The 12159-nt window shown below is 69.2% G+C and carries 12 protein-coding genes; 9 read left to right on the top strand and 3 right to left on the bottom strand.

Features of this window, described 5'->3' with window-relative positions:
* The first annotated feature begins 110 nt into the window (after positions 1-110).
* The 8 genes from ACQEU6_RS45015 (at position 111) to ACQEU6_RS44980 (ending at position 7587) form a co-directional block, all read left to right on the top strand.
* Positions 111-992 carry a helix-turn-helix domain-containing protein gene (locus ACQEU6_RS45015; RefSeq protein WP_499339928.1) on the top strand — a complete coding sequence of 294 codons (882 nt, stop codon included), beginning with the start codon at positions 111-113 and terminating at the stop codon, positions 990-992.
* Positions 989-1183, top strand: a complete 195-nt coding sequence (locus ACQEU6_RS45010; protein WP_499339927.1) for a DUF397 domain-containing protein — start codon at positions 989-991, stop codon at positions 1181-1183. The genes ACQEU6_RS45015 and ACQEU6_RS45010 overlap by 4 nt, the downstream gene beginning before the upstream one ends.
* An 821-nt stretch (positions 1184-2004) precedes the next feature.
* Positions 2005-4314: a P-loop NTPase family protein gene (locus tag ACQEU6_RS45005; RefSeq protein ID WP_499339926.1), complete on the top strand. Its 2310-nt coding sequence runs from the start codon at positions 2005-2007 to the stop codon at positions 4312-4314.
* A gap of 211 nt (positions 4315-4525) precedes the next feature.
* On the top strand, positions 4526-4840 hold the full coding sequence (locus ACQEU6_RS45000) for a hypothetical protein (RefSeq protein WP_499339925.1): 315 nt from the start codon (positions 4526-4528) through the stop codon (positions 4838-4840).
* Positions 4837-5076: a hypothetical protein gene (locus ACQEU6_RS44995; RefSeq protein ID WP_499339924.1), complete on the top strand. Its 240-nt coding sequence runs from the start codon at positions 4837-4839 to the stop codon at positions 5074-5076. Before ACQEU6_RS45000 ends, ACQEU6_RS44995 begins: the two co-directional genes overlap by 4 nt.
* A 429-nt stretch (positions 5077-5505) precedes the next feature.
* Positions 5506-6297 carry a class I SAM-dependent methyltransferase gene (locus ACQEU6_RS44990; RefSeq protein ID WP_499339923.1) on the top strand — a complete coding sequence of 264 codons (792 nt, stop codon included), beginning with the start codon at positions 5506-5508 and terminating at the stop codon, positions 6295-6297.
* Positions 6298-6484: 187 nt separating this feature from the next.
* A complete protein-coding gene (locus tag ACQEU6_RS44985) occupies positions 6485-7045 on the top strand; it encodes a hypothetical protein (protein WP_499339922.1) in 561 nt (186 codons plus the stop codon).
* 14 nt (positions 7046-7059) lie between these two features.
* Positions 7060-7587 (top strand): hypothetical protein, encoded by a 528-nt coding sequence (locus ACQEU6_RS44980; RefSeq protein WP_499339921.1) that lies wholly within the window; start codon positions 7060-7062, stop codon positions 7585-7587.
* Between the two features lie 228 nt (positions 7588-7815).
* Here ACQEU6_RS44980 and ACQEU6_RS44975 read toward each other — a convergent pair whose 3' ends face one another.
* Positions 7816-8481: an NUDIX domain-containing protein gene (locus ACQEU6_RS44975; protein ID WP_499339920.1), complete on the bottom strand. Its 666-nt coding sequence runs from the start codon at positions 8479-8481 to the stop codon at positions 7816-7818.
* A gap of 124 nt (positions 8482-8605) precedes the next feature.
* Positions 8606-9571, bottom strand: a complete 966-nt coding sequence (locus ACQEU6_RS44970) for a zinc-binding dehydrogenase (RefSeq protein ID WP_499339919.1) — start codon at positions 9569-9571, stop codon at positions 8606-8608.
* A 156-nt stretch (positions 9572-9727) separates the two neighbouring features.
* Here ACQEU6_RS44970 and ACQEU6_RS44965 point away from each other — a divergent pair, with 156 nt between their 5' ends.
* The gene (locus ACQEU6_RS44965; RefSeq protein WP_499339918.1) at positions 9728-10369 is read left to right on the top strand and encodes a TetR/AcrR family transcriptional regulator; all 642 of its coding nucleotides are present in this window, start codon (positions 9728-9730) and stop codon (positions 10367-10369) included.
* 31 nt (positions 10370-10400) lie between these two features.
* On the opposite strand, the gene ACQEU6_RS44960 is transcribed toward ACQEU6_RS44965, so the two are convergent.
* Positions 10401-11852: a serine/threonine-protein kinase gene (locus ACQEU6_RS44960; protein ID WP_499339917.1), complete on the bottom strand. Its 1452-nt coding sequence runs from the start codon at positions 11850-11852 to the stop codon at positions 10401-10403.
* Between the last annotated feature and the right edge of the window lie 307 nt (positions 11853-12159).

Genomic DNA, 12159 nt, shown 5'->3' with positions numbered 1-12159 from the left:
TGTGGCGGAAATTTGTCGGGGCGCGACTTTACTATTGCCGGGCAACGTTCGATTGCACCGAGTCAGCGATCAGCACGAACCGCGTCCGACGCGATATCGGGAGGACGGCCATGCCGAGCCCCTACGTCCGCCGCCGACGGCTGGCAGCCGAGATCCGCAAACTTCGTGAGAGCCGCGGGCTCACCACCGACGGTCTCGCCCGCCTCGTCTTCCACTCCCGTACGAAGATCACTCGCCTGGAGAACGCCCAGATCCGCCCCGACCTGGCCGAGATCATGAACATGCTCGACGCCCTCGACATCAGCGGCAGCCAGTACGACCGGTTTCTCCAACTCGCGCGCGAGGCAGCGCAGAAGGGCTGGTGGGATCGCTACGGAGTCTCCATGGGGCCCCGCCAGAAGCTCTACGCCGACCTCGAGTACAACGCCGAAACCGTACGTGAGTACAACCAGACCGTAATGCCTGCCGTCTTGCAGGCTCCGGAATTTATCGCTGCGCTTGTCGACCTGGACAGATGCCAGGGCAAACTCGACTACGTTCCGGAGCGCATGACCGAAGCGCGTATGCGCCGGCAGAGTGAACTGCTTCGGCCGGACGGTCCCTCCTACGAGACCGTCCTCGACGAGTGCGTGATTCACCGGCTGGCCGTACCGCGTGAGGCGAAGATCGCTCAGTTACGGCACATGATCGGAGTGGTCTCGGAGGTGGAGCGGATCAGCGTTCGTGTGCTGCGGCACGACGCCGTCCTCCCGGGAGGCTTCCTCCCTAAGTCAGCCTTCTACCTCTACACCTTCGCAGAAGCGGGCGACTCACCAATAGCAGTGATCGACACGGTCACCACTGACCTGGTCTTAACTCAACGAGGGGAGGTGGCACGCTACACCGGAATCTACGATCGCTTGCAGGCGGCTGCCCTGTCCCGAGATAACAGCATGACCTTCCTCGATCAGGTAGCCAACAGGCTCGCCGACCAGACAGGATCGAGGGCATGACCAAGAACTTCCATGGCTGGCGCAAGTCACGCCACAGCGAACCGAACGGTGGATGCATCGAGGCCGGTCGCGCCGCTGATGGCACGGTCGGCGTCCGGGACACCAAGCTTGAAGGTGCCGGGCCAATCCTGGAGTTCAGCGAGGATGAGTGGCGCACTCTTCTTCGCCGGATCCGTTCAACGGCTCATTGACGCCTTAGGGAGAGCATCGGTCTTGAGGCGTTCCTGCCAGACTCAAGACCGAAGGCAGTTTCCAAGGCCAGGCTATCTTTCTTTCTCTTCGGACCACCTCACCATTCTTCGGAGCTTAATTGCTTGCGGTCTACTTTGGTCGACCTGACACGACTTCGGGGTCAAAAATGGTCCTTGCGGCCACGCGTGCAACTTGAGATTGCTTAGCCATTTCCTCTCGAAGCGAGTAGTACCGCACGCGTCAAAGGTCTCTCACGCACCTCCTGTCGAGCGATAGCGCGCTCATCACCGTTCGAGCTTGCGCTCGAGTAAAACGACGTTTATCTTCCCCCCGCGTCCACGGGTTCGAACTGCACTGGGGCGTCGCTGTGGGCAGGCACGACGCCAAGCCCTTCCTCAGTAGGCGGCTCCGCCAGCCCGTCAGGGGCCTGCTCTTCTGCGCCGTTATCGGCACGGACATCGGGATCGTTGGACTGGGCGAGCTGATCCTCCGGCGGGGTGCATGTGTGTCGCTCTCGGCTGCTGCTTATGCCTGGTCCGGGCGTGCTTTCCCGAGGTTTCCCTGGACTTTTGGGGTGCTGGGCAACCGGGGGTGGTGGCTGGGCGTCCCACGTGCCACGGACATTCTTTGGTTCCGGTTCGGGACCTCTACCGGAGGACGTGAATTGTCGAAGCTCTCCTGGGCACTGACCGTCCCTCAGCCGGCGGCGTGGGCTATCGCGCAAGGCCATCAGACCGTCTACAGCCGTCAGAGCGGCACGGAACAGCGCGGCTGGACGGCGATCTGCGCGGGCTCGTACATGGACGGTGATCTGAAGCGGTTGACCAATCGGCTGACCGGACGCTCCCCGGAGAACCTCGACGCCCTTGGCCGGGAGCGCAACGCCATCATCGCCGTGGCTCGGCTGGCGGACGTGTGCGAGGGGAGGGCATGCGACTGCGGGCCCTGGGCTGACAGGCGGCTCATCCACTGGAAACTGGCGGACGCCGTTCCGCTCGCCGAACCTGTGCCCGCCCCGCACATCGTCGGTCACTGGCCGATGCCCGCCGACTTGGCGGACGCGGTCGAGCAGCAATGGCAGCTCACCGAGCGGCCCGCCTCCGGCGACGAGATCGAGCGGAGCACGCAAAGGAACTTTCTCGCCGTTCGGGACGAACTGCTGCCGCTTCCAGGGGCGGCCGAGGGATATCGGCATGTGCTTCTGCTGGGCACGACCGGGGCGGGGAAGACGACGGTCGTCCGGCAGCTGCTCGGCACGGATCCGGAGACCGAGCGGTTCCCCTCCACCTCGACCGCGAAGACGACCGTGGCCGACACCGAGATCGTCCTCACGGGCGCGGGGCCGTTCCGGGCCGCCGTCACCTTCGCCGGGCGCGACGAGATCGCCGACCACCTTCGCGACAACGTCTGGGAGGCCGCGCGGGCGGCGTTCGAGAGCCGCCCCCAGGAGGTGATCCAGAACCGGCTGCTCGACCATGTCAGCCAGCGCTACCGGTTCAGCTACCTGCTCGGTCGCGCCGCCCTCCCTGACACGGGGCCGGACCTCGTCGACGACCTCGACGATGACGAGCTGGACGACGCCCAGGCGGCCACGCCGGCGGCCCGCGCGACGGATCCGGGCACGACGGCGCTCGTCCAGAACGCGGTGCGCGCCCTCAGGCACGTGGTGGAGGCCCAGCTGGCCGCCATCCGGAACGCGGCCGGTACCGGGGAGGACGACCGACCACTTGAGGAGTACATCGAGGACGAGCTCGAAACGCGCGTCCGGCGCTCCGACGTCTGCGAGCGGATCGTCGACGCGTTCCTCCACGCCGTCGAGAACCGGTACGCGCTGCTGGGGGAAGGCGACCTGCGGCGCGATGCGGACGGGTGGCCGGTGTCCTGGACGTGGGAGTGCGCGGACCGCGCCGAGTTCCTCAGCGTCATCACCAGGTTCTCCAGTAACCGGGCCGCGTTCTTCGGGCGGCTCCTGACCCCCTTGGTGAACGGCATCCGGGTCGCGGGGCCGTTCCGCCCGGTCTGGGCTGAGCATGAGGCGCGGCTCGTCCTGGTCGACGGGGAGGGGCTGGGGCACACGCCCGGTTCCATCGCCGAGGTCTCCACCCCTCTGCGCAAGCGCCTGGACGAGGTCGACGCCGTCGTGCTGGTCGACAACGCCCAGCAGCCGATGCAGGCGGCGCCGGTCGCGGTGATGCGGACGGCGGCCGCGACGGGAAACGGCGAGAAGCTGTTCTTCCTGTTCACCCACTTCGACCTTGTCAGGGGCGACAACCTCGGTTCGTTCTCCGACCGCGAACGGCACGTCCTCGGGTCGGCTGAGAACGTGCTCGGCGAGGTCCGTGAAGAGCTCGGACTGGCCGAGCGGGTGCTGCGCCGGCGCCTGGACGAGGCGCGCTTCTTCGTCGGGGGGATCGACCGGGTTCTCGATCCCGAAAGGGTCGATCCGGCCAGGCCGCGAGCGTCCCTGCGCACGATGCGGCAGCTCAACGGGCTTCTCGAAGCGCTCACCGAGGAGGCGGTCCAGTTCGAGACGGGGCCGGCGCGCCCCGTCTACAAAAGCGGGCAGCTGACGGGCGCGGTCGTCGAGGCGGTCGGGGTCTTCCACATCCGGTGGCGCGGCGCCCTGGGGCTCTCCCCCGGCTCCGAGGTGCCGAAGAAGCACTGGTCCAGCGTCAAGGCGCTGACCCGGCGCCTGTCCGAGGGGCACACCGACGAGTACAGGGATCTGCGTCCCGCGACGAGCCTGCGGACGGCGCTGGAGTACGCGCTCTACCGGATGCTCCAGAAACCCGTCCGATGGACCGGTCCCGAGCCGGAGGCCGACGAGCAGGAGGCCATTGTCGGAGACATCTCAAGCGCCCTCACGAGGCGGCTCACGAAACTGATCGACCGGCGGATCACGGAAGATCCTCGGCCGGACTGGACGCGCGCCTACGAGGAGCACGGCAAGGGCTCGACGTTCCGGCGCGCGCGAATTCTCATCGACGAGATCTACGAAGAGGCGATTCCGCGCGCCCGGCGCGACGAACCGTATGAGAACAGGTTCTCGCGGGCGGTGCTGGCGGCGTTCGAGGACGCCGCCGCGGAACTCGATTTCATTGTGGAATGGGCAGACGACGCAGGCAGGTAAGAATGCAGGAGCAGCGGGCTTCTCATTCCTCGGCGATGAGGAAGAGTGGCCTGTAAGGCGCGAATCCGGTCCTCAGCGGGCCGGAGGGCGAGACCGCCTTCCGGCGCTGAGTGCGGCCACCTCGGCGACGGGCCGTAGCGGCCGCCTGAACCCCGCACCTAGGGCGATCCCGTGGGGTGCCGGCCGCGAGGGGATCGCCACCGGGGCGGCCATGGAGATCTTCGAGCGGGTCTCCGGCGAATTCACCGAACGTCACATCCTCTGCGGCTCCCCTCCTCGGGGTGCGGGAGTCGTCGGCAAGCCGGAGGCCATGGCCCGCGAAGCCGGCTGGGGCGACGGCGCCGGCGAGGATCCCGACCCGCGCCCCGGCTCCCCTGCCCTCATGGTCGAGGAGGAGCGGGCGAAGGTGATGCGGCGTTCCCCTGCCGACGACGCGCTCGGGCAGATCCTGCGCGCGGCGCGGCAGGGCGACAAGACGACCGCGCCACCGTCCCGAAGACGTACGTGGTCGTCATCGGCCATGTGACCCCGGACGAGTTCCGTGCGAACCTGTCGGCGTCCGACGCCACGGGCGACGACCCCGCGCCGCGCGCGTACCGGAAGGACGAACTCCACGACAGCCCGACCGCGCCCTCACCGGGCTCGGAGCTCATCGGATCCTTCGCCGGACGCGCCGTCCCGTACACGAGGCGCATCGCCGCCGTGTACGCACTGGCCGATCCGAGCGCCACGATCTCTCCACGGCACCTGAAGAGCGCGTAGGAGTTCACGACCTGCGTGATCGTGGCCGTCGAGCATGTCCTGTCGACCGCCGCACGGCCCCCGTCAGGCGAGGTGGACGGACGTCTCGCCTGAAGAAGGCCGATCTCGACGGAGCCGTCGCGAGGGCTGGGAACCGGCCGAGTGAGGGGTCCGGGCGGCGCCTTCGCCCGTCCTGCCATCAGTGCGAATGGGCGACAGCCCTAATGCTGAGACGCAGTGTAAACGCCTGCCGCACCTCTGGGTCCACCACGTACAAAGTTCACACGTGCGTACTCACATGGCGCGCAGGCGCGTGCTTGGCGGGTTCTGATTTCCGGCGTCGGGTTGCGCTTCAGGGCCGGCCGACCGCCGACTGTTATTGGGGAAGCATGTGTGTCCCTGCCGGTAAAAGAACCAGCGGGGCGCACTCAAACGAAAGGGAGAACCACTATGGCACGCGTGCCTCTGCCGGACTCTCTCCGCCCGTTCATCGAGAAGAGGGAGCCGGTCAAGCCCACCGCCGGTGACGGCGACGGTGTCCTGGACGCCGGGTCGGTCAAGTCCTGGACGTCCAGTGGCGACGCCGACCGGTACCACGACTACCAGGCCGCGCGAGTGGCCCCGTACGTCGTCGGCCGCTCGCTGTTCGACGTCAGTGCACAGACGGGCGAGGTTTCCGAGCGGCTCGTGAAGCTGCTGGGTGACAAGCTCGAACGCCTGGTGCTGAGTGACCAGAAGCAAGAGTGGGTCGACCACCTGCGTGGCCGCTTCACCGAGGCCGAGGTCCTGCGCCTGCACCTCCCGAGCAGTCCCGCGATCGAGCCCGTCGACACGGTGCTCCTGATCAACGTTCTCGGGCATCTCTCGGACGAGGCCAAGACGATCGAGGCCCTGGCCAAGGTCGTCGTGCCGGGCGGCCGTTTCATCATCTGGGAGGCCGGCTACCCGGAGCTGTACAGCCCCTTCGACCGCTTCGAGGCCGGCCGCCGTGTGCGGTACACGCCGGACGACCTCGGCGCGCTACTCCGCGCCGGCGGGCTGAGGGTCAAGTTCAGCCGACCCGTCAACCTCCTGGGCGGGCTGTTCAACCGGTTCATGGTCGACCGCACGGTCGACTACGCCGACCCGCGGAAGGTGCGGCTGTACGACCGCCTGGTCGTTCCGCTGAGCCGGCCGTTCGACCGGCTGCCCCTGCGCTTCGGACAGAACGTGTTCGCAGTCGCTGAGGTGCCGGGCAAGTGATTTCCGGGTCCCCTCCGCACGGGGACCCGGCGTACGGTCGAGCGCGGGCGATCCACTGGATCCGCCCGCGCTCTTCTTTTCCCCGAGCCCATGGCCGGGCCCGGGCGGAACCGGGATGCCGTGAAACCGGATGGGGTGTTCGGGAGTCTCACCTCGGTTCCTTGATCCCCCGCGACGGAAGGTGATCGTGACCGAGCAGCTCGACCAGGTCTTCGGCCGGTTGGTCAACCGCAGCTGGCAGCGTTTCTCCGAGGAGCTCCACACCCGCGAGATCGACGATCTGCTCGTCGGCGCCGTGATCACCGCGGCGGTCGCCCAGGGCAACGCGCTCATCGACCTGAACTCCGACGGCAACCACCACTACCTGCGGTTCCAGCACCGGGAGCGCAAGCACCGCCTGATGTTCCAGCTCACGCACCGGGCCGGCACCGTCACGGCTGCCAGGACGCTCGGCCGGCACGCGGCCGTGACGATCGCCTACGGCGAGTACGTGCGGGACGCGCGGACGGTGTGGCAGGCGCTGAAGTCCGAGGTGAAGAGCGGTTTCCTGGACGTCGGGGAACCCGGCGTGTTCACCGTGGACGCGGATCTCGCCACCGGCTACGTCTACGTGCAGGTGCCCCTGCTGCTGGACCTGGACCCGTACTTCGCCGACCACTACACGGTGAAGTACCCCGTCCTCCAGGAGCACATCGCCGCCGTCACCCAGGCCTGCGCGAAGTACCTGCACGGCCGCCTCGCCGCCTGACCCGGAGGACCGACATGCTTTCGATGATCAACAAGTTCAAGAACAGCGCCGAGGAGCGGGAGAGCAAGGACGAGGCCCTCATCGGCGAGATGGTGTTCACGATGGCGCACCTGGGATGCCCCGTCATCGGGATCAAGTCCGGCGGGGGCCTGCAGTACGTGCGGTTCAAGCCGGTGGGCGACCCGGTCCTGCACAGCTTCACGATCGTGCTGGACCGCAAGACGGGGGACGGCGTGCTCCAGCAGGCCGTCCTCGGCAGCAAGGCGACGCTGACGTTCGTCGCCGAGGTCAAGAACCACATCGCCGACCCCGACGACCTGGTGGCGATGTTCCGGACCGACATGGCGAACATGCTGCGCAGCCCGTGGTTCGGCGACGTCAAGCTGGACCACCAGCTCAACTCGATCACCGCCACGAAGAAGCGGCTCATCGACATCGACGACTACGCCGACGCCGACGGCGCCGACCGCGACCGGCTCAAGCAGCTCCTCCAGGACACCATGCGGGAACTGCGCGAAAAGGTGGCCCCCTACAAGAAGTGACGGCCGCCGGCACGGGTTCTGAAGATCAGGGCCCGGCGGTGTGCGCCGGGCCCTGAGGGGTGCGTTGATCAGCCGGCTATCTCAGAAGAACGGGAAGCCGGCGACGCCGTCCGGAGCAACGGTGAATGCCGTTGCCGAACGCCGTTTGACGCACCACCGGGCACACGTCCGCATGCCCGGTGGGGTGAGGAGGGTCGGAGGCCCGCCCCGCCTATTCGATGGCGGTCCTCAGGCCCGCCCGAACCAGTCGGTGAGCATGCCAACGTGGTTGGCGGAGGTCACCCGGCCGCCGTGGGAGGCCATCAGATCGGTGGTCAGCTCCTGGAAGGTGTTGGCACGCACCCAGGCCGCCTGCTTGGCGTCGTCCCAAGGGACCGCCCTCGGGAAGTCGCTTCGGTTCAGGGTTCCGAGGTCCGTCGTGCACAGGACGGTGACGATCCACGCCTCGTCGGAGGCGCGCTTGCTGGGCACGTAGCGCGGCGGGGTCTCCCGCCACGTCGCGTACCGCAGGTCCACGCCGGTCTCTTCCCTCAGTTCGCGGATCGCCACCTGCACGAAGGACTTCTCCCCCAGGTTCTCGAAGCCGCCGGCCATGCCCCAGCCGCGTCCGCGGTTCCGCTCGACCAGGAGGGCCCAGCGGTCACCGTACTCGTCCAGGACCGAGGCGAGCGCGTCGGCGGTCCGGTTCTCGGCCCAGCGGCCCAGCAGGTTGCGGCCATGCTGGATGAGCGTCGTCTCGCACGGGTTGACCGGGCGACCGTTGATCACCTCGAAGGGGATCAGGGCCGCGTCCTGCCGAGCCTGCCAGGCGATGTCGGCCGGGTCGGTCTCGCGGTCTGCCCAGCCTTCGCGCACGCCTTCAGTCAGCACGATCGGGTCTGTGTACTCACGCATGATCTTCTGCTCCTTGTTTGTCCCGTTCTGACCGGTGGGGGCTCCGTTCGCTCCCCCGCTGTACAGTCCGGGACTCCAGAACAGCCGCAAGCTCTGCGCATCGGGTCATCCGGCCCCGCTCGGCTCAGGGGGTCAGGACGATCCGGCCGAACACCTCGCCCGCGTCCATCTTCCGGTGGGCCTGCGCCGCCTGGTCCAGGGGCAGAATCTCGTGGACGGCCGTGCGCAGGACGCCGTTCGCGGCCTCGGCGAACTGGGCCGACCGCACGGCCCGCCTTTCGGGCCGTGGCACGGTGTCGGAACTGAAGGCGGCGAAGGACGGCGAGCGGCGGAAGGCGTCCATCAGCCGCATGCCGAAGTCCTCCGGCGGCTGCCCGCCGACCACGCCGACGGCCACGAACCGCCCGTTGGGGTTCAGCCGGTCCAGGAACTGAGGAAGCCCGGGACCTCCCACGACGTCGATCACGGCGTCGAAGCCGGACGGCGCGCCTGGGCCGCCGCCCTCCCCGGAACGGTCGAGGACGTGGGTCGCGCCCAGGTCCCGAAGGCGGGCGCCGCGCTCCGCCGACGAGGTGGTGACGGCCACCGCGCCCGCGCCGGCCCTGGCCGCGAGCTGCACCGCCGTGATGCCGATGCTGCCCGCGGCGCCGCGCACGAGCAGCGCCTCGCCGGGTGCGAGGCGGGCACGGTCGAGGGCGAAATGGGCGACCACGCCGGAGCCGCCGAGCGTCACCGCGTCGGCGCAGGCCAGGGCGTCGGGGAGCGGCAGGACGTCTTCGACCGCGGCGACGGCCTGCTCGGCGTACCCGCCCGCCAGGCCGGTGAACGCCCACACCCGCCGCCCCGTCCACGAGGCGTCCACGCCCTCTCCCACGGCGGTGACGCGTCCCGCGACCTCGCTGCCGAGGAGATGCCCCTCCCGGAAGCCGTGGGCGGCGAGCGTCCCCCGGCGGATCACGGCGTCCACACCGCCCGCCCCGATGGCCTCCGTGGCGATCCGCACCTGCCCCGGGGCCGGGACGGGCACGGGCAGGTCGACGACCTCCAGCCCCTCGGGGGCGCCGAATCTCCTGATCACGACGGCTTTCATCCTGGCTCCTCGCGGGCGACGCGTGAACGGATCACGGGCGCCGGCGAACCCGCCCCCGGGCCGGAAACATCACCTGGCCGAGTGCCGGGGCGTGCCGGCGCCACCGCCTTCGGACCGTAACGGACGCCCCCGTCCGTTTGGCTAAAGTGAGAGGCGATGACCGGCCGTTTGCCTCACACCGGGCGCTCCGACGCCCGCGACAACCGGACCCGCGTCCTGGCCGCGGCCCGCGCGGTGTTCGGCGAGGAGGGCCTCGGTGCGCCCGTGCGGGAGGTCGCCCGGCACGCGGGCGTCGGCCCGGCGACGCTGTACCGGCACTTCCCGACCAAGCAGGCCCTGATCGTGGAGGCCTTCGCCGAGCAGCGGCGGGCCTGCCGCGCCATCGTCCGCGACGCCCTCGCGGACCCGGACCCGTGGAACGGATTCCGGAGCCTGGTCGAGCGGATCTGCGAACTGCACGCCCTCAGCAGGGGCTTCGCCGACGCGTTCATGGCGGCCTTCCCTGAGGCCATGGACTTCGCCGCCGATCGGGAGCGGATCCTGCGCGCGGTCGCCGACCTGGCCCGCCGCGCCCAGGAGACCGGCCGCCTGCGCCCCGGATTCGTCGTCGACGACCTGGTCCTCATGCTCATGGCCCACCGGGGCGTCCAGGACGCACCGCCCGACACCCGGCTCGCCGCGTCCCGCCGCTTCGCCGCCTACGTGATCGAGGCGTTCCACACCGCCCCGGAGACGGACGCCCCCGCACCACTGCCGCCACCCCCACGGCTACAACTCGCCCACCCCACCACGCCGTAGACCGGCGCGTGTCGCAGGACGCGCTTGAAGCTCAGAGGGATTCTCTGAGTGCTCTCTCGATGACTTCGGCGACCTGGAGGGCCTTCGTCCCCAGCTCGTCGTCCTTGCCGCTCAGGGGGGATTTGCTGAGGTAGACGCCTATCTCGGCGTTCCGCAGGGTGAAGATGACCATTTCGACGTGCCAGTCGGTCTTTCCGTCGCCGGGTGACGATTTCCGGACCGCCGCGTCTCCAAGACCCGGGGCCTTGGTCCAGGCCGGCAGGTCGGCCACCGTCGATCTCTGAGGGAGGGAGGCGCGGATCGCGAGCGTGCCGTCGACGGTCTTGGAGTTCGCGTCCTCGGAGACGACGTTGCTCCACGCGCAGGCGTCGACCTTCCCATGGTCTTGGTAGGGGCCCCAGTTCCACGTCTCGCTCACGGCGGGACGGGACAGGGTCTCCTTGAGGGCGGGGCCGTTGCGGACGACGGCACAGGCATCCGGAACGGCCTCGAACCCGTCCTTCGAGCCCTGGTCGGACGAGTCCCGGAAGGAGACCCCCACCCCTTTCACGACTCCGGCGAGGACGAGGACGAGAGGGATGAGGAGGACGAGAAGACCCGCGGTGATCAGGACGCCCTTCCCCCGCCTCCCCGTTGCGGGCGCCCTCACCAGCGGTCTCGTCGGCGTTCGCCTGTCTTCGACCGCCTTCAAGCCCTGCGCGGCCCGCCGCGAGTCCCAGCGCTTGTCCGGGTCTCTCTCCAGGAGCCCTCTCAGGACCGGTTTCAGCGGGCCGGATCGGACGAAGTCGGGGTCGTCTCCCATGAGGAGCCGGCCGATGAGGACCTCCAGTTCATCGGCCTGAAACGGCGGACGGCCCTCCACCGCCATGTAGAGGGTCGCGCCCAGCGACCACAGGTCCGATGCCGGGCCCGGCGTGCCGGTCCGGAATCGTTCGGGGGCCATGAAGACGGGCGTTCCGACGAACCCGCCCGTCCTGGTGTAGGCGGTGGCGTTGGACACCGCCGCGATGCCGAAGTCGGCGAGGAGGACACGGCCGTCGTCGGCGACCAGGACATTGGCGGGCTTGACGTCGCGGTGCAGGATGCCCGCCGCGTGGGCGCAGTCCAGCGCGTCCAGCAGGGCGAGCCCGATCCGAGCGGCCCGGCCGGCGGGGAGCGGCCCGTCGTCGCGGACGATCTGCTCCAGCGAGCGGCCCTGGACGTACTGCATGACGATCCACGGGCCGCCGGCGTCGTCGACGACGTCGTACACGTTGATGATCGACGGGTGCTCCAGCCCCGCGGCGGCGCGGGCCTCGCGCAGGAACCGGCCCCTGAGGGCGTCGCGGTCCTCCTCGGCCAGGTCGGCGGGGACCTGGAGCCGCTTCATCGCCACCTGGCGTTCCAGCGACTGGTCGAACGCCTTCCAGACGATCCCCATCCCGCCCCGGCCGATCTCCTCGCCGAGCCGGTACCGGCCGCTGACCACATCCCCTCGCACCACGACGTGACCCTATCTCGTACAGACGCGACCGTACTTTTGAGCGTCCGGACGGGCGGGCCCGACGATCCCCCGATGGCGTCCGACCGCGCCGGGTCCCCGTCAAATGCGGCCCATGCACCCGGGACCGGCCCCCGCGCCGGCTTCGTCCAGGCGTGCCCGCTCGTCGCCGCCTCGGGGTCGATGATGTAGTCCACGGCACAGGGTCAGCCGCGTCCAGAAGGAGAGCCACCGCGCGTGCGGCGCGGTCCGCCGGGCGGCCAGGACCGCCATCGCCGGAAGGACCGTGACGGCGATCTCCTTTGGACCA

Source organism: Spirillospora sp. CA-108201, assembly GCF_050936235.1.
In the GTDB taxonomy this organism is placed as follows: Bacteria; Actinomycetota; Actinomycetes; order Streptosporangiales; family Streptosporangiaceae; genus Spirillospora.
This window is presented reverse-complemented; position numbering and strand designations above follow the sequence as displayed.